18 protein-coding genes are annotated in these 17197 nt (G+C 34.9%); 17 read left to right on the top strand and 1 reads right to left on the bottom strand.

The window, feature by feature from the left end:
- The first annotated feature begins 164 nt into the window (after nucleotides 1-164).
- The 9 genes from I586_RS13005 to I586_RS12970 all read left to right on the top strand — a co-directional run bounded on the left by I586_RS13005 (nucleotide 165) and on the right by I586_RS12970 (nucleotide 6731).
- On the top strand, nucleotides 165-1457 hold the full coding sequence (locus I586_RS13005; protein ID WP_010766606.1) for an adenylosuccinate synthase: 1293 nt from the start codon (nucleotides 165-167) through the stop codon (nucleotides 1455-1457).
- A 157-nt stretch (nucleotides 1458-1614) separates the two neighbouring features.
- Nucleotides 1615-2490 carry a DegV family protein gene (locus I586_RS13000; RefSeq protein WP_010766605.1) on the top strand — a complete coding sequence of 292 codons (876 nt, stop codon included), beginning with the start codon at nucleotides 1615-1617 and terminating at the stop codon, nucleotides 2488-2490.
- A gap of 278 nt (nucleotides 2491-2768) precedes the next feature.
- Nucleotides 2769-3188, top strand: a complete 420-nt coding sequence (locus tag I586_RS12995; RefSeq protein WP_010766604.1) for a DUF722 domain-containing protein — start codon at nucleotides 2769-2771, stop codon at nucleotides 3186-3188.
- 497 nt (nucleotides 3189-3685) lie between these two features.
- Nucleotides 3686-3991 (top strand): hypothetical protein, encoded by a 306-nt coding sequence (locus tag I586_RS12990; RefSeq protein WP_010766603.1) that lies wholly within the window; start codon nucleotides 3686-3688, stop codon nucleotides 3989-3991.
- 39 nt (nucleotides 3992-4030) lie between these two features.
- On the top strand, nucleotides 4031-4273 hold the full coding sequence (locus I586_RS12985) for a hypothetical protein (protein WP_010766602.1): 243 nt from the start codon (nucleotides 4031-4033) through the stop codon (nucleotides 4271-4273).
- Between the two features lie 38 nt (nucleotides 4274-4311).
- On the top strand, nucleotides 4312-4461 hold the full coding sequence (locus I586_RS17375) for a hypothetical protein (RefSeq protein ID WP_167321484.1): 150 nt from the start codon (nucleotides 4312-4314) through the stop codon (nucleotides 4459-4461).
- A 15-nt stretch (nucleotides 4462-4476) separates the two neighbouring features.
- Entirely contained in the window at nucleotides 4477-5799 is a 1323-nt protein-coding gene (locus I586_RS12980; protein ID WP_010766600.1) for a hypothetical protein, read from the top strand.
- Nucleotides 5800-5868: 69 nt separating this feature from the next.
- Nucleotides 5869-6426, top strand: coding sequence for a hypothetical protein (locus I586_RS12975; protein ID WP_010766599.1), 558 nt, complete (start codon nucleotides 5869-5871; stop codon nucleotides 6424-6426).
- A gap of 83 nt (nucleotides 6427-6509) precedes the next feature.
- Nucleotides 6510-6731 (top strand): hypothetical protein, encoded by a 222-nt coding sequence (locus I586_RS12970; RefSeq protein ID WP_174270363.1) that lies wholly within the window; start codon nucleotides 6510-6512, stop codon nucleotides 6729-6731.
- 1014 nt (nucleotides 6732-7745) lie between these two features.
- Here the strand turns inward: I586_RS12970 and I586_RS12965 are convergent.
- Nucleotides 7746-8183, bottom strand: coding sequence for a putative periplasmic lipoprotein (locus I586_RS12965; protein WP_010766598.1), 438 nt, complete (start codon nucleotides 8181-8183; stop codon nucleotides 7746-7748).
- A 211-nt stretch (nucleotides 8184-8394) separates the two neighbouring features.
- Here I586_RS12965 and I586_RS12960 point away from each other — a divergent pair, with 211 nt between their 5' ends.
- The 8 genes from I586_RS12960 to I586_RS12930 all read left to right on the top strand — a co-directional run bounded on the left by I586_RS12960 (nucleotide 8395) and on the right by I586_RS12930 (nucleotide 17196).
- The gene (locus I586_RS12960) at nucleotides 8395-11970 is read left to right on the top strand and encodes a hypothetical protein (RefSeq protein ID WP_010766597.1); all 3576 of its coding nucleotides are present in this window, start codon (nucleotides 8395-8397) and stop codon (nucleotides 11968-11970) included.
- Between the two features lie 108 nt (nucleotides 11971-12078).
- Nucleotides 12079-12567, top strand: coding sequence for a hypothetical protein (locus I586_RS12955; RefSeq protein WP_010766596.1), 489 nt, complete (start codon nucleotides 12079-12081; stop codon nucleotides 12565-12567).
- 47 nt (nucleotides 12568-12614) lie between these two features.
- Nucleotides 12615-12752 carry a hypothetical protein gene (locus tag I586_RS17270; protein ID WP_155854790.1) on the top strand — a complete coding sequence of 46 codons (138 nt, stop codon included), beginning with the start codon at nucleotides 12615-12617 and terminating at the stop codon, nucleotides 12750-12752.
- 75 nt (nucleotides 12753-12827) lie between these two features.
- Entirely contained in the window at nucleotides 12828-13910 is a 1083-nt protein-coding gene (locus I586_RS12950) for a hypothetical protein (RefSeq protein ID WP_010766595.1), read from the top strand.
- A 16-nt stretch (nucleotides 13911-13926) separates the two neighbouring features.
- A complete protein-coding gene (locus I586_RS12945) occupies nucleotides 13927-14844 on the top strand; it encodes a hypothetical protein (protein ID WP_010766594.1) in 918 nt (305 codons plus the stop codon).
- A 17-nt stretch (nucleotides 14845-14861) separates the two neighbouring features.
- On the top strand, nucleotides 14862-15782 hold the full coding sequence (locus I586_RS12940) for a hypothetical protein (protein WP_010766593.1): 921 nt from the start codon (nucleotides 14862-14864) through the stop codon (nucleotides 15780-15782).
- Between the two features lie 47 nt (nucleotides 15783-15829).
- Nucleotides 15830-16411: a hypothetical protein gene (locus I586_RS12935; protein ID WP_010766592.1), complete on the top strand. Its 582-nt coding sequence runs from the start codon at nucleotides 15830-15832 to the stop codon at nucleotides 16409-16411.
- Nucleotides 16411-17196, top strand: coding sequence for a hypothetical protein (locus I586_RS12930; RefSeq protein ID WP_244147885.1), 786 nt, complete (start codon nucleotides 16411-16413; stop codon nucleotides 17194-17196). Before I586_RS12935 ends, I586_RS12930 begins: the two co-directional genes overlap by 1 nt.
- The last annotated feature ends 1 nt before the right edge of the window (nucleotide 17197 follow it).

Raw genomic sequence — 17197 nt, 5'->3', positions numbered from 1 at the left:
AAATTTTCGCTTTTTTATCTGATGAAAAATAATTCATGAAATAATGTTCGTGTTTTGCCCGCTTTTCTTGTGTTCAAAAAAACAATATTCGATTTTTCCTTGAAAGCGTTCTGTTTTATTGGTACAATGAATCAGGACAAAATAATTTAGAACGAGGTGTTCGAATGTCATCAGTTGTAGTAGTCGGAACGCAGTGGGGCGATGAAGGAAAAGGAAAGATCACAGATTTCTTAAGTGAGAATGCTGAGGTCATCGCACGTTATCAAGGCGGAGATAATGCAGGTCATACCATTAAATTTGATGGTGTTACTTATAAACTACACTTGATTCCTTCAGGTATCTTTTACAAAGATAAAATCAGTGTGATCGGAAATGGCGTTGTCGTTAATCCGAAATCATTAGTAAAAGAACTGGCATATTTAAAAGATAATAATGTAACCACAGATAATTTACGTATCTCAGACCGTGCGCATGTCATTTTACCTTATCACATCCAATTGGATCAATTGCAAGAAGATGCTAAAGGCGACAATAAAATCGGTACAACGATCAAAGGGATCGGTCCTGCATACATGGATAAAGCAGCTCGTGTAGGGATTCGTGTGGCAGATTTATTAGATAAAGAAATCTTTGAAGAACGTCTAAAAATCAATTTAGAAGAAAAAAATCGTCAATTCGTCAAAATGTTTGATAGCGAACCTATCGCCTTTGAAGACATTTTTGAAGAATATTATGAATATGGTCAACAAATCAAACAATACGTAACAGACACTTCTGTTATTTTAAATGACGCATTAGACGCAGGAAAACGTGTTTTGTTTGAAGGTGCCCAAGGCGTTATGTTAGATATCGACCAAGGAACGTATCCATTCGTGACATCATCAAATCCAGTTGCTGGAGGCGTAACAATCGGAAGCGGTGTAGGTCCTTCTAAGATCAATAAAGTCGTCGGTGTATGTAAAGCTTACACATCACGTGTTGGTGATGGACCATTCCCTACAGAATTGTTTGATGAAACAGGAGAAACAATTCGTAAAGTTGGGAAAGAATATGGTACTACAACAGGTCGTCCACGTCGTGTTGGTTGGTTTGATACGGTTGTGATGCGTCATTCAAAACGTGTATCAGGAATCACGAATTTATCATTGAATTCGATTGATGTGTTAAGTGGCTTAGACACAGTTAAAATCTGTACAGCCTATGAATTAGATGGAGAAATGATTTATCATTATCCTGCTAGTTTGAAAGAGTTGAGTCGTTGTAAACCAGTTTATGAAGAGTTACCAGGTTGGTCAGAAGACATCACTGGATGTAAAACACTTGCAGATTTACCAGCTAATGCAAGAAACTATGTACACCGTATTTCTGAATTAGTTGGCGTGCGTATTTCAACATTTTCAGTCGGTCCAGACCGTAACCAAACAAATGTATTGGAAAGTGTTTGGGCACAAATTTAAAGTTTTAAAAAAGCAAAAGACAATAGAAAATTTGTCTTTTGCTTTTTTTTCATTTTTCTCCTATTACAAGCCTTTTTTGGTTGTTTACTCTTTGGATAAAGTATGAGTATACAGTAATTATGTGTTAAAATAGAAAAATAGTTAGGGGAGATTTTAAATGACATTTAAATTAATGACAGATTCATGTTGTGATTTGCCATATACATATTTAGAAGCAAACGATGTTGATTTTATCAGTATGACGATTCAGTTAAATGGAAAAGAATTAGTCGATGATTTGGGGAAGACATTTGATTATAACTGGTTTTTACAAGAAATTAAAACGGGCGGTATGCCGACAACTTCTCAGGTAAATGTTGGGCGCTATATTGAATTTTTTAGACCATTTGTTGAAAAGAAGATGCCGATCTTATACCTAGCCTTTTCCTCTGGTTTAAGTGGATCGTATCAAAGTGCGATGCAAGCTGTTGATATCTTAAAAGAAGAGTACGCTGATACGGAAATTTACGTGATTGATACAAAAGCTGCAAGTTTAGGTGAAGGATTACTTGTCAGCGAAGTCATCCAGTTAAAAGAAGATGGACATACGTTAGATGATATCTTATTATGGCTATCTGAAAATACAATGACTGTTCATTCATGGGTAACGGTCGATGATTTAAAACACTTAGAACGTGGTGGAAGAATCTCAAAAGCAGCTGCTGCAATCGGTGGTTTGATGAATGTTAAACCAATCATTATAGTAGATGAACAAGGAAAACTTCAAAACATCAGCAAAGTTCGTGGACGAGGCAAAGCGTTGAAAAAACTAGCAGATGAGACGGTTCAGGGATTGATTGAACCATTAAACCAAACCCTATTCATTGCATATGCTGGAGATTTAGAAAGTGCAGAGAAAGTCAAAGCGCTGATTGAAGAAAAAGTGGAAGTAAAGGAGATTCGCGTTCATCCATTAGGTCCAACAATCACGAGTCATACAGGAAATGGTTGTATTGCAGTTTTTTCTAGAGGAAAAAAAAGAGAAATAAAATAACGTTAATCTATATTAGAGACATCCGTCTAAACATTTTTGAAAGTTTAACTTTTTGAAAATGCTTAGACGGATGTCTCTATTTTTTTCGACTTAATTAAGAGAGATGGAGTCAGTCATTTTTTTTGGGAGACAATTGACAGTAATTCGAAAGTAAAAAAGAATTTATATAAAGTAAGATGTACTTATTGAGTGAATAAAATACAGTTATCAGCTTAAAAGTGAGTCGCTATATTGGTTGTATTAGCGAGAATGGTCGATCAATAAAAGGAGGCAATAAGATGAGAAAATCAACATTTAATTACATTAAAGAGATTCTGTCAGATTATCCAAGAATCGAGGAGTACATTAAACAACGCGAAGAAGAGTTAAGATACCCCTATCGTGAAAATGACTTAAACTCAGGAATTAAAGGAAGTGGGGCTGGATATAATGCTCAAGATAGCTTAATGATTACTATTGAACAAGATCAAAGGCTAGCTGCCTTAGAACGAAATAAACGTATTGTATCTAACCTACTAGAAGAATGTTGCGAAGATACTAAAACAATTATTCAAGAACTGTATATGCGGAGAATGCCCAAGTATACGATTCAAGGTTTAATTACAAATAATTTGATTTTTGTTGGACGAACAAAAGCTTTTGAATTAAGAGATTGGTTCTTTTTACAGGTAGCAAAAGATTTGAATTTAACGATATAAGGTCCGAACGATAGTCGGATTTTTGAAGTATATTTCCACGGTAAGATGATAGTATCAAAAAAAGTTACAGTTTTTTAAATAACTAGAACAACTATTTTTTTGATAGATGAAGACCCATTGTTCCATTGAAATACCAAGTATGGACGATATGCGAATTTTCAAAAGCAACATTCGGTATAAAATGAACCTATCGAGAATGAGTTATGAAATGCACTGGCTGACGGAAGCTCAAAAGAATAATTATAAACTTACTTCCAGTCAAATGTGCTCTAATAACCAAAAGTATCGTGTTAGGCAATGTATCACAATTCCGGCAGGTAGATTTTTGTGAAGGTCAGAGAAGTGTATGATCTGATCAAAATTTATCTACGTTTATATAGATCAAGATATGACGATCGCATATCTAAATGAGATTTGTATACAACGACTAATTAAGTTTCATAGTAATTTGATTAGTAGACTCTATTACAAGTAAGAGAAAAAAGTGAGGAAGGTCAATGAGCAAGTATTTTAAATTGATTGATGCAATCGATACAATAACAACATTAAATGTTGCCAGTCAAAAAGAGGGCGTAACAGCGTATAGCCACATTCGTTTAAAACCTGGTGAAAGATATGAATTAGGGGACGATAAAGTATTTCGTCAGTCATTGAAGAATATTCAAATTGAAAGACCCTATTCGCAACAGTTAGTGAATGAATTGACGTCTTTAAATATCGACTACACAGAAAGTTTTTGTAAATCTTGCGGTGGCCGTATCAAAAAAATCTCGTACTTTGCTATAGAATTTATTGAGGAATGAACGTTATTTTACGAAAAGGCAATTACTGGAGGCTGTGTAATGAATATTCAATTTTTAGGGATCAAGAATCAAATTAAAAAATCTGGCTGTTCATCATGCGGCAGCAGACAAGTGTCAAAACACATGTTTCAACGTGAAGCCCGCATGGTTTTACCAAGTGGGCAAACAAAAACATTTTATGCTGGAGAACTATATGACGTGATGGAGAAAGATGGGAATTTTTTACTAGAACAAACATATAGTTTAGATGGACAAGCTGTAAAAATGTTTAAATTAGGATGAATGAGTGTGTTTCACTTTTAAAATTAGGAGGAAAGAAAATGACTAAAGAGAAAAAGACAAAAGACGTTTCGAAGAAAAATACTGTTGATGCACAAGTATTTATTCAACGAAAATTACAAACATTAAACCAAAAAAATGGCGGAAGATATGAGCGCGATGCAACACGTGTCGTTCAAAATAATCAATAATAGGGGGAAATATAAATGACAAGATGTAGCAATGATACACTAATTTCAAAAATCGGGATGAAATCATTAAATAAATTGATGGAAGTTGATTTTGCTGTATTAACGGATATTGACAGTTGTGTCAAAGTAAATACAAAAAATTATATTAACTATGACGGAATGAGTGCAGTCTACAATGTGTACAACACACCAGAAGATATGTTCAACTGTCTAGCAGAAGGCTGTAAAAACTCAGGGACATTGACTGTCATGAACACTGCAGGCTCTTCAGTTGGGGCATCTTTTGCAGTAAATGCAGATGCAACAGAATTTGCAGCAGGGGTAATCACGTATTACGTTCATTTACCTGCAGCTGGAGTTTACAGTATAGAAACGTCTATTTCTGATATTGCTGATCAAAATAAATTAAATTCAGATATTTATCAAAACTTGGTGACGGTACAAGAGGCAGGTTTCCATCCAGTTGTGATTGATTTATCTAAACTTCCAGCAATGGAAATGGGTACAGGTTGGGCTGCTGGAGAAAATGGAATCATTATTCATGTAGATGTGATCCCAAATAGCACAACGATTTCAACGGTTGGTTTTTCTTCAATTTACGTTTATAACAGCATTGAAGATTTTGAAATCAATGATGTTGTTAAAATTGGCTGTATCGATGAATTTGCGGGCGAATTAACAGTAGATCCAGTGGAAGCAAGCTGTTTTGGTGCAGGATATGATGCAACAAGTATCGCAATCGAAAGAACATTGACTGGTAAGAGCGCTACAGCGAATTACTGGAAATTGAACCCATTGATGTCTAAAGGTACATTAACAAGCGGTTGGATTATCCAAACAGCAGATAAAGCAGTTTCTGCTACTACAATTGATGGCGTGGACTATGGTTATGTTCAACTTGCTGATATGAATATGGACGAATGTGCCTTTACATCAGCAGCAATCGCGGATAGCTGTAATGTAACAGAGTCACTATTGAATCGTGTTAATACACCCGCAGTTGTTGAAATCAACGAAAAACAATTTATCGTTTTAGCTGATGGAAAAATCTTATTCCATAAATCATTAGTCGGGAAAGATCTAGTAATCAGTTATCCGAAAAAAGTTGATGTAGAGCACTTTGTTGGAAATGAAGATGTATTAGATGCACGTCGAGTACGTATGTCATTTACACAAGAACAAACAGATGGCGTGAAACAAAACTATGTTTATAATAACGTCTTGATCACTTCATTCCCTGGAACAGTGAATAACGAAGAAACTACTTTTGAGTTTACAATTTCAGTACAACGCGATAAAAACGGTAACTTCTTTGAAATGTACCGTGTAGCAGAGTAATATAAATCATTTAGCTTTACGGGCTAGTATTTAGAGCCCGTTTAGCTTTTAAAATTAGGAGGAACAGAGATGGAAGAAAAAGGCATGAAAGCCGCTGATTTTTTAGCGATTAGCAATAATTTGAAAAAAACGAATGAAAAGGATACTCCTTTTGCGGTGGTAAAAGATCAAGAGGTATCAGTGATCGGGGATGCAAATAAAACTGAAGTGAAAAAAGCAGACTATAGTGTGAGATTCCGTGTCCCTCAAACTCATTTTGAGCAAAAACCAGAAGGTGCTAAAGAGGTTGGATCTTATTATGTGTTTAGCGTTGCATTTGGAGATATCACGATCACACCACGTTCAGATTTAAGAATTGTTGATGCGATTATGAAAATTATCCCATTTTTCAATAAGTTGAAAGAAAATGGCGATATGGAAGACTTTAGCAAAGAAGAATTGTTATCTGTTTTTGTAGGCGCAGGTGATGAAATTCATTTAGCTATCTACAACTTAGTTGCAACATTCTTAGGGATCGACGATCAGATGGGCGAGTATATGCTGCCATTCTCTGTGATCGAAAACCTAAACAAAATCATGGAAAATCATCCAGAAGTCTTTAATGAAGCAGATGTTTTTTTCGGTTAATCTACAGACAAGCATGTGAAAATGAGACTTCAGTAGAAAAAGAATCGGAAACATTTTTTGCGAATTTGAATATTTACACGTACATGGCTCATTATGTAGCCAAAGTGTTAAAGCAACGCCCGAATATTATCTTAGATGAGTGGGGCGTTGCTGAATTATTAGTGGCTTACGGGCAATATGCAAACGAAGAAAGTTATAGTAATTTTCTAGAATGGAAATCGCTTGGGAATGAAACGAAGCGCAAAGTGAAGAAACCAAAAGAGTATGCGGTCTTGTTTTATACGAATGATGATTTGGCGGATTAATTTTTTTTAATATAAGAGACTCTGTCAGAGTCTCTTTTTTGTTTACTACTTTAAAAAAGTATCAATCAGTATGAACGATATCCGAATTTTTAGATATGATTTCCGTTGTAAGATGGTAGTATCGAAAGAATGGTTAAGACAATGACTAAAGAACTGGCTCGTAAGCAACAACCTCATTGTTAAATTAACGGTAGTAAATTCAACAGTGGCGTCACGAACATAAACTTCGTCACCCTAGTAGGAGCCATATAGTGGCGAAAAAGGTATTTTTTCACCGCTGATTGTTCTAACGCTAACTGTGCTAAAACCATCATCGATAGCAGTTAAGCCCTAAACACTTGGAAGAATACCACTGTCTTTTCCAATAATAAAATAACAAGTTAAGGTTTTAGAGTTTTTTTCAGATTTTTACACTTTAGAGCTACCGATGGCAGATGACTAATTGGTGGAAGAACTAGAATTATTACCAGCTGACATTAAAATGATAAGTTTTACCAATAAAACCTATTTTCTTAATAGAAACACACCTTGTTGGGTTTGCTATATTTATACTATAAAGTAATAAACAATATAATAGCAGTCATCGAGTAAATAAATTATATGTTAAAAAATTTTAAGCATGAGCAGATAGCCCATGTTTTTTCTTTGTAACCACAAAAAAAGAAGTTGTTTAGAGATAAAAAAGGAGGCAACAGAGTGGCAATAAAAGGATAAGGTAGTTTTCTAATGGCGATAAGTTTACTTGGACTTTGTCAGAATCATTAAGTTATGGATGATATTCAAATTTCTAGATCTGAATTCTGCTATAGAATATTATTATAAGAAAATAGTTAGAATATTGAGTGATAGAACAATTCCATGAGAAATACAGAAAGATTTTCGTGGAATGTTTATTCTCTAAACAAGTATGATTAATTAGTTTAACGTTCAATTTAAGAAAGGGATCAAAGGTATAAAATAAAAAAACCACATGTTTATGTGGTTTTTGTTTGATGATTTAACGGTATAAAGTAATTAATCGACTTTAGTGAATTCTACAGAGACTTTAGAAACTCGAACAGTGTCACCTTCTTTTACTACCATTCCGGTTACAGATTCATGGTATAGATCGGAGTCGTCATCTCCATCTTTAACATAATTTTTTTTATAGTTTTCTTTACCTTTTAGTGAAGCCATGTGTTCTCTAAGGATGGGTTTATCATCAGAAGTTCTAGCGGTGACAGTACCATATCCGTCATCAACGGCTTTTAGATCATAAGTTCCGGGTTCTAAATCGCCATCTTTACCTACAGTAAGTCTACCTGTCAGTGTTTTTGTAGAACTATTATTTGTAATTGGTGCTGAAGAACTAGAGGATGCACTTTGCTCATTTTTCTGAGAAGCAGAGTCGGTTGAGCTGCCACAAGCAGCTAATAATATAACAGGAATTACCAGTAGAAAAAGTTTTTTCATTTTAAAATTCTCCTTATTTTTATGTCATAATATTTTAGTAAAAAGTAGAATATATTATAGCATAGTTTTTTTTTATTATAAAGCTTAAAAATTAGATTACGGAATAATAGTTATCAAAATGTAAACAATTGATGTTTTTTTAGAAGTATTTTATCAGTTGATTAGAACCATTATTATTCTATTAGCAGGAAATTAGAAAGGAGGCAAAAAAGTGGCAATAGAAAAGATAGGGATAAACATAAAAAGTAATGCAAAAGGCATAGAACAGCAACTATCTCAATTTTACTCTAAAGTAAAACAGTTGAAAATTGACAAATCTAATTTTCAACCTAATGTTGAAAAAATTGAAAAGGTATTAAATCAGGTAAAAAGTTTCAGCGTTATAAGTGATACTGCTAAATCAATTCAAAAAGGAGCAGGTGCTCTTGAAAGTATCAGTGATAAAGTTCCTGAAATGACAGGAGGAGGTTCAGGAGTATTAGTTACAGGAATGGATGCAGTTAGTGAGATTGTTCAGTTGTTAGGAAGTACGGCAGAAGCGATGGAACAAATTAACAATAAAGTTCCTTCAAATTTAGGAAAATTACTTCCTAAATTACTTAACATGGGGGTTGCAATAACGGGAATGGGTATTCTTGTTGGGATTGTTGGTAAATTAGCAGGAAAGTCTTCTGGTACAGCAAGTGCAGGACTTGAAACCGTTGGAGGCATCACAAAACTTCTAGGAGAAGCAGCAGAAGCGTTAAAACAGATAGATGATAAAGTTCCCTCAAATTTAGAGAATTTAGCTCCTAAACTACTCAACATGGGAATAGCAATAGCTGGAATGGGTATTCTTGTTGGCATTGCGGGTAAACTTGCAGATAAAAATCCTGTAGCGGCTCTAGTTGGGTTGGGGTCAATATGGGCAATAACAGAATTATTGATGAAAGCAGCAGAAGCATTAAAACAAATTAATGACAAAGTTCCTGGAAATCTAGAGAAGGTAACTGCCAAAATGGTTAGTATTGGAATAGCTATTGGTGGAATGGGTATTATAGTTGCTGCAGTAGGAGCGTTAGTAGCAACTGGTGTAGGAGCATTAATTGCAGGAGCTGGTCTGGCAACCGTTTATTTACTAGCCTCAGAACTCATGCATGTCTCTGAAGCTATTAGTCAGCTTGATAAAAAAGTACCAACGAATATTGATAAAGTAAAGCAAAAGATAAAAGTTATTGCTGAAGTGATTAAAGAGTTTAGTTCTTTAGGTAGTCCGATAACATTAATAAAGAATATTTTCGGATCTTTAAATACAAAAGTAGTATCTAGGACTATTAAAGTATTTATTGATATTGCCAAAGATTTTGAGTTGCTTAATAAAATGAAAATTCAATCTGAAGTTATCAAAAAGAAAATTCAAAATATTCAAGAAGTATTAGATATGATTAAAGGTAGTAGTATTACTGAAATGCTTGGAAGTGTACTCAAATCTGCTGACAGTAGTGCCCTATCTGGTACAGTAGACAGTTTTGTAGCCATTGCATTAGATTTTGATGTGTTGCAAGGTATTCCAATTAATGCTGAGGCTGTGAGTCAAAAGCTAAGAAGTATTCAAGAAGCTTTGACTGTTTTTGACGGAGTAGGATTAAGAGAGATATTTGACAGTTTTACAGAAGCGATTAATACATCGATACTATCTGGTATAGTTACTCAGATGGTGGATATTGCTAATTCATTATCAACTTTACAAGGAATCCCTTTGGATACTGAGGCAATTAAAATAAAAATAGAAAGTATCAAAGAAGTATTGGGAGTTTTTAAAGGAGCTAGTTTAAAAGATTTATTTGGTCATGGATTAGAAGCTATTGATACTACAGTTTTGATAATGTTGATTGATCAACTTAAATCTGTAACCACAAAATTAAAAGAGTTTGATGCCGAGGCATTAGACGAAACAGCTTTAGCTTCTATTTCTCAAAAAATTCAAAATATTAAGAGTGTATTAGCATTATTTACAGGGGCTTCATTTGGCGAATTGCTTGATGATTTATACGAATGGGCAAGTACAAAAATTGTTACTGGTACAATTGGTTCTTTGATAACAGTTTGTAGTAAATTTAAAGAACTAAATGAAGTAACTGAAGGACTAAATTTTGAAACGATAGGCGAAACCATTAGAAAGATAAAGGAAGTATTAGGTGAACTTAGTGGCTCTACTCTTGAAGATTTATTGGATAGTGTTATAGAAGCTTCAGATCTTAAAATAGCTGCTACTTCAATAGAAAAAGTAGTAGAAATTGCAGAAAACTTATCACAATTACAAAAACTTAAATTTACGTATTCAAGTATCGAAAAAAAAATTACAGACGTTCAGAAAGCAATTGAGCTACTAGACTCAGACAAAGGTATATTTGCAGGTTTAATGGGTATATTTAATGGTAAAATTGATGAATCTACTTTAAAAACAGCAGCGGCTAGTATGCAACAGGTTGTAGCAATAGCTAAAAATTTAGCTATTTTGCAGGAAATCCCTTTAGATGGAGATAGAGTATCAGAAAAAATCGGCTATGTGAATGCAGCTATTGAAAAAATGGGTAAAGCAAATCTTTTAGATCTGTTTGGTCAAATGCTAAAAACAACTGAGTTGACTGAAGTTAAAAATTCTGTCGATGCAATGATTCCATTAATGGAATCATTGAATAGTCTAGTAAAAGATGAGTTTAATGATGTTATGATTAATGATCGTATCTCGAAACTTAATTTTATCATCCAAAATTTAGGGAGTGGCAGTCTTAAAACTATATTTGAAAAAATGTTGAAGGTTGAAGAGTTATCACAGATAAAAGCAGCTGTTGATATCCTTATACAAATTATAAGTAGTTTTGGCAATCTCAATACTACTGCTGAAAATGTAGATTTTCAGGCTGTAAACACAACAATTGCAAATGTTGCAAACTCGGTAGGCCAAATCAATAATCTTGAGAGTGCTACCGATGGAGTTAACCAAATCAATGCTTTACTGCAATCATTCAATATGTTGATAACAATGTTACAAGGGTTGGAAGGGCAATTTTTACCAATTGGAACAAGTTATGGTCAACAAATTCTTCAAGGGTTTAATGGTGTAGCGGTTCCTACAAAGATATTAGAGCAAATAAATCAACTTATTACCAATCTTCAAGCAAAATACAGTACGTTTACAGAGATCGGTAAAACCTATGGAAATAACCTAAAAACAGGTTTTGCAGAGGGCGTAGCAAACATGATCTCACTACTAACAGATGCAATAAACAAACTTACAACAGAAGAATCTAAAGCACAATTTTCAATACCTCTTAACACACTAGGAAATACACTAGGTGCATCTTTAATTGATGGTTTTAAAGAAGGAATCAGAGGAATGGCTACGGCGATAAACGAAGAGCTTAGTAATGTTAAAACAGCAACAACTAAGTCTCAAGGTGGTGAAGTCGAGTTTCATGCTTCTGGTGGATTAGCGGGTATTTTCAAAAAGAAAGGTACCGATACTGTACCAGCCATGTTAACACCAGGGGAATTTGTTCAGCGTAGAGCCGCTGTTAGTACCTTTGGTCTTGATTTTATGAATAAAGTAAATAATCTTGATGTTCGTGGAGCATTCAGCGCATTGACGGGTAGATTTAATACTCAGTCGATGCTTATTCCAGCAGTTTCAACCGTCGTCAATAACATTAACCATACAACAAATAATGCTAATAGAGTAACACAAAATGTAGTTGGTGGAAATGCTGATTATATTATGAAACGAGCAAGTCGTTATTTAAGATAAGTATCTAAGGCATAAACGTATACTAGATATTAACCATAAAATGAGTTTCTTTCTATAGTGATATATGTTAAAATACAAATAGTTATTTTTACGTTACATGAGGAGAAAATGAAAAAAATAGTAATATCCGTATTAACATTAACAGCACTTTTAGGACTAAGCGCATGTGGTTCTACAGAAAAAACTCCAAAAAAAGAAACAGCTGTAAGTACAGAAGATTCTTCCACAAAAAAAGATAAACAGATGAAACAAATGGAAGAGGACTTAGAGGAAAAAGGCGTAGAAATTAATATCAATAGTATAGATGATAGTTTATATTTTATTAGAGAAAAAGGAATAGACTATGATTATTTTGATATGACGTTTGATGTGTTACATGACCCAGATGAAATTCGTAATATTATGCTCAGATTAAAGGGAAATATTAGTGGGAAAGATAAAGATACTCTATATTATGAAGTGAGTAAAGGAAGGATAGTTGAGTCATCGGTAGACAATACTAGTATAAATGACATGGCTAAAGTTCTCAAAAGTCTAGACTATTCTGACAAAGAAATCTTAGAGTTTGCACAATGGTACTATAACAAAAATCAATAGAATAATAAAAAAATGCAGAAGATATAGTTAACAATGAAGATCAAAAAATGGAAGAAGATTTAGGAGAACAAGGTGTAAAAATAACATCAAGAAACTACGTGTATCTTACTAGAGAGAAAAGCCTAGACTATTCCGACAAAGAAATTCTAGAGTTTGCTCAATGGTACTACAACAACAATAAATAAAAGAACAAGAACAGCCTCCCAGCTGTTCTTGTTCTTTTTTATACATCTAACCAACCTCAAAGAAAGGAGTAAATCATGACAATATTAAACAGAAAGTACATCCAATTCAACGATCTCGTGATCGATAACTACGAAATGCTACAATCAGCGGATCTTAGCGGCGGTTTTAAAACTGGTACAACAGAATACAGCTTCGGTCATGGAAGCTATGCCAATTTTAAAGCCAAGCAACAGTTTTCTCTGGAGCAGTCACTAAGTATGACGCTAAAACTCGATACAAGAAAATTGAGTTGTGATCAAAAGAAATTTTACAAAGATTATGTCTTCATGAATATCGTCAAAGCAGGCAAGTTATGGGCCATTGAAGGCGAACAACTTTTATGGACGAATGCCTTTATCAAAGATTTCAGTGAGTCCTATTCAATGGAACGACATGTTGTCAATATTGATATCGATCTTGTCTTATACGAAGGAATTTGGCATAAAGCAGACACGAAAAAAGTTTTCTTAAAACCATATGTAGCGTGTAATTTTATGGACTGTTTAGATTTTCAAGAAGTCGATGAGTGCCAAGATTGTTGTATTTCGTGCACCCAAACCAAACATGAACCGTGTCCAAAATGCGTCTGTGAATGTGATTTTCTAACTGGAGATAACTCACTTTGCGAACTGAAAAAAGACGTCGCAAATGCTTTTTATAGCCAATGTGGTGATACGTATCAAATCATTTATAACTGTGAGGCAGGGAAAAAGATTTGGTCTGAAGAAAAAATGCTTGGACATAAAATCTGTAAGGCAGAGCCATGTAAAGATATTATTGCAGGACAGTTTTACAGTGACACGATCATGGATAGTGACAAGCTCACAATCACGTTGATCGGAGCGATGAAAGATCCAGTGATTACCTTGAACGGTAACACAATGCAAATTTTAGGCGAATATAACGGTAAATTGACCTTGACATCTAGCGGTGAGATTTATTATCTCGAAGATCAGTGCTGTTCAGAAAAAGTCATCAACATCAATCAATTAGTGATACCAATTGGCAGTACATTTGGTTTTAGTGTTCATCATGGAACGAACGGCATCATCGTCGAAACCAATAATTGCTGTGAAATGACCTGTGTGTATGTCAAAGTCGACAGATTAACGATTTAAAAAAGGAGGGAAATACATGTCTGATTATTGTACAGCTTGCGGCGCTCTAAAAGAATACGCACCGAATTTTGTGAAGAATGGCATCACAGATAAAGAGTGTAAAAGCCTACAAAAAGATACGGGATTAAACCCAGATTTGAAAGAATTGCATAAAAATTGTGAAGACCTCAATGATATGTTGGATTGCTTACTCCATTCGTTACAAGACAAATTACCTGCGTATACTGTTTGTGACTGGAAAGAGTACATGAAAGAACTAACGAACAATTTATACACGATTCAAAAAGCCATGATCTGTAGTGAATGTGGGCAATGGGCAAAACTTCATGAAATTGAAGATTCAATCAATAAATTATGGGCAAAAATGGCGAAAGTCGAAGCAGCATTAGATGCATTAGCTGCCCAAAAATGGGAAATTGATGTGCGCCGTTTAGTGCAATCTGAAGTACCAGAATTAAAGATTCATATTGATCGATCAGGATATTTTGAATTTAACTGGACTGATTGGGATATGAACGGTTCTGTTATCACCAATCCAATGGGGCGAGGAAAACTTACCGGAAGAATCAATTTTGGCATGACTCAAGAAAATGGGATGAATGCGAAATGGCAAGTTAGAAGTGTGACCTTGGATACTGTAACATATCAATCATTGAATGTCAGAAGCTTAGAATTCATCATTAAGTTTTATGTACCAACAATTTCAGGTGGAACGCTAGAATATGAGCGTCCTCATAATAGCTTGGAAACGTTCACGGATAAGATCAATAAAACAATCCCTATCAATTTAAAAGGAGTTTTAGACTCTGGACAAAATAGCGGTTGGTTACAAATTTTTACCTTTAAAGATCAAGGAAAAGTGTTGAGCAGTATTGTGGACGGACAGGTTCGATTTTCCAATAAAAATCTGACATCCGTTCCACCTTATATTTAGAAAAGGAGATGAACAGAATGGCTGATTATTGTACAGCATGTGACAATTTAAAAGACTATGCAGCGAATTTTATCATAAACGGTATTACAGAAAAAGAATGTAACAGTTTGAAAAAAGATACAGGGTTAAATCCTGATTTAGATGTCCTGCATACTAACTGTGAGGATTTAAATGATCTTAACGATTGCTTGATTGGTGCTTTAAAGGATACCTTAGCAGATCAGAGCGTATGTGATTGGAAAGAGTTTATGGATCAATTAATGACAAACCTACAATTGATGAATCATGCAATGGTTTGTAGTGATTGTGGACAGTGGCTCAAAATTCATGAACTGGAAGATTCAATCAATAAATTATGGAAAAAAATGGCAAAAGTCGAGGCAGCTTTAGACGCGTTAGCCGCTCAAAATTGGGAGGTAAATGCGACTTACACAATCGACTATTCCACACCAGAAATGAGTGTTTCGATTGACAGAAGTACAGGGAATTTTGTTTTTAACTGGACCGATTGGTTAAATAGTTCCTACACTACAAGATTGGGTCGAGGTCGTGTAACGGGCAAAGTCAATTTTGGAATGGGACAAGAAAGTGGGTTGTCTGCGAAATGGCAAATACGAAGTGTGACAGTGAATAACTGTACATATAAATCCGAGCATGTTAGTGATGTGAATGAATTTGTGATCAATTTATATGTTAAAAGTGATAAAGAAGCGCGCATATTTCAGGTGAAACATAACACGACAGAGGATAAAACATGGAGCATTAACCAAACAATCAATATTGGGATGAAAGGTGTTCTTGCACCAGGTAGCGACAGTGGTTGGATTCAATTTCTCGAAGTCTTTAACGATAGCGTATCAAGTTCGCTAGATGATCGTGCCAATGTAAAAATTCAGTTTGCTAATAAAAATAAAGCACCCGTTTCTCCCTATGTTTAGAGAGTTAGGGGTATGTAAAAGAAGAGTCAAAAGAGAGGATGAAAAAAATGACAGATTGCCAAGCGTGTGAAGAGTTGAAAACAACCAGCCCAGAATTTGTATTACATGGGATCACAGATAAAGAGTGTAAAAGTCTACAGAAAAATACAGGATTGAATCCAAAATTACCTGTCTTACACAATAATTGCCAAGATTTAAATAACATGAATGATTGTTTGTTAGGCTATTTAGGAGAAGAACTTACAGCAGTTAATATGTGCGATATTAAAGACTTTATTCAGGATTTTTTAAATAATCAACGATTGATGAATAAAGCCTTGATCTGCTCTGAATGTGGACAATGGGAATTGATTGAGAAAATGCTAGATGCATTACTAAAAATCATCGAAAAATTAAAAGAAATCGGTGTTTGGGAAGGTGGCCTTGAAGGCGGATTTATTCCTGGTAAAGGAATCGCTGGTGGGAATATCAACTTGTTTGGTGGCTCTCCAGATGGCGCTCATTATATTAGAACTAACAATAAATCAACAGAAAATGATTTGGCTGGCGGAATCAATGCAGCATTATTGAAGCAGCTGAAAGCCGAATTGAAGGAAGAATTGAAAGAAGAACTCAAAGAAGGTGAATAATGATGGCGGAAAAAAAATATGCTCCGATTCGAGGAAGTTGGGGTCATGATCCAGGCGTTCCAGGAGATGTTTATATTGTTGGGGCGCCAACCGTAGCGCAGTTTCAAGCAATGCCAGGAAATCCACCAGGATTTCCTAAAGAAAGTGGATATGGGGAAGGAATAACAGCTGAAAAAGTGAATGATAATTTGTATAGATTACGTCTTTCCTTGGTTGCTTATGGAACTAGAGCGACAACAGGAAGTTATACACCTTATGTTTATGCAGGTACTTTAGGGGCTGAATACGACTGGCAATTGATTGTGGCTAAAACAACTGTACAAACAGAAGATCCAGCGAGTGCACCTTACACACATGCATTCACAGAACCATTGAAACAGAGATATTATGGGTCACAGCCTCTTTATGCGATGGCTGGTTGGAACAATCCACATTCTGCAACTAGTTCTGGAGGAACATGGTACAACGATGTTACGAAAAATACGTTTGATGCAACTAATATTACTTGGTTAAAAATAACGATTTATGGGGATGATACATTTCCTCTAGCATATAGCTATATCCAATTTAAAGATATTATTGATGACTACCGACCAATGGCGATTCGGAAAAATGGTGCGTGGAAATCTCTCGACAACACAGGTGGATTTTGGCAGATTCGCAAGTCAGGAAAGTGGATCGATGTTCCGAAAACGTCATTTAGTGATGATGGTAAGCCAAACAAAAGTGCGAATCAAATTCGCAAAAGTGGAACATGGAAAGCACAAAGTAAAATAGGGGGGTAAA

The sequence above is a fragment of the Enterococcus moraviensis ATCC BAA-383 genome (assembly GCF_000407445.1).
GTDB lineage: Bacteria > Bacillota > Bacilli > Lactobacillales > Enterococcaceae > Enterococcus_L > Enterococcus_L moraviensis.
This window is presented reverse-complemented; position numbering and strand designations above follow the sequence as displayed.

Bases quoted from the DNA above. Each gene is read 5' to 3' on its own strand.
- I586_RS17375 (WP_167321484.1), top strand. From the start codon at position 4,312: ATGACTAAAGAGAAAAAGACAAAAGACGTTTCGAAGAAAAATACTGTT.
- I586_RS12985 (WP_010766602.1), top strand. From the start codon at position 4,031: ATGAATATTCAATTTTTAGGGATCAAGAATCAAATTAAAAAATCTGGC.
- I586_RS13005 (WP_010766606.1), top strand. From the start codon at position 165: ATGTCATCAGTTGTAGTAGTCGGAACGCAGTGGGGCGATGAAGGAAAA.
- I586_RS12950 (WP_010766595.1), top strand. From the start codon at position 12,828: ATGACAATATTAAACAGAAAGTACATCCAATTCAACGATCTCGTGATC.
- I586_RS12935 (WP_010766592.1), top strand. From the start codon at position 15,830: ATGACAGATTGCCAAGCGTGTGAAGAGTTGAAAACAACCAGCCCAGAA.
- I586_RS12930 (WP_244147885.1), top strand. From the start codon at position 16,411: ATGATGGCGGAAAAAAAATATGCTCCGATTCGAGGAAGTTGGGGTCAT.
- I586_RS12990 (WP_010766603.1), top strand. From the start codon at position 3,686: ATGAGCAAGTATTTTAAATTGATTGATGCAATCGATACAATAACAACA.
- I586_RS12940 (WP_010766593.1), top strand. From the start codon at position 14,862: ATGGCTGATTATTGTACAGCATGTGACAATTTAAAAGACTATGCAGCG.
- I586_RS12995 (WP_010766604.1), top strand. From the start codon at position 2,769: ATGAGAAAATCAACATTTAATTACATTAAAGAGATTCTGTCAGATTAT.
- I586_RS12975 (WP_010766599.1), top strand. From the start codon at position 5,869: ATGGAAGAAAAAGGCATGAAAGCCGCTGATTTTTTAGCGATTAGCAAT.
- I586_RS12945 (WP_010766594.1), top strand. From the start codon at position 13,927: ATGTCTGATTATTGTACAGCTTGCGGCGCTCTAAAAGAATACGCACCG.
- I586_RS13000 (WP_010766605.1), top strand. From the start codon at position 1,615: ATGACATTTAAATTAATGACAGATTCATGTTGTGATTTGCCATATACA.
- I586_RS12965 (WP_010766598.1), bottom strand. From the start codon at position 8,183: ATGAAAAAACTTTTTCTACTGGTAATTCCTGTTATATTATTAGCTGCT.
- I586_RS12955 (WP_010766596.1), top strand. From the start codon at position 12,079: ATGAAAAAAATAGTAATATCCGTATTAACATTAACAGCACTTTTAGGA.
- I586_RS12970 (WP_174270363.1), top strand. From the start codon at position 6,510: ATGGCTCATTATGTAGCCAAAGTGTTAAAGCAACGCCCGAATATTATC.
- I586_RS17270 (WP_155854790.1), top strand. From the start codon at position 12,615: ATGGAAGAAGATTTAGGAGAACAAGGTGTAAAAATAACATCAAGAAAC.
- I586_RS12980 (WP_010766600.1), top strand. From the start codon at position 4,477: ATGACAAGATGTAGCAATGATACACTAATTTCAAAAATCGGGATGAAA.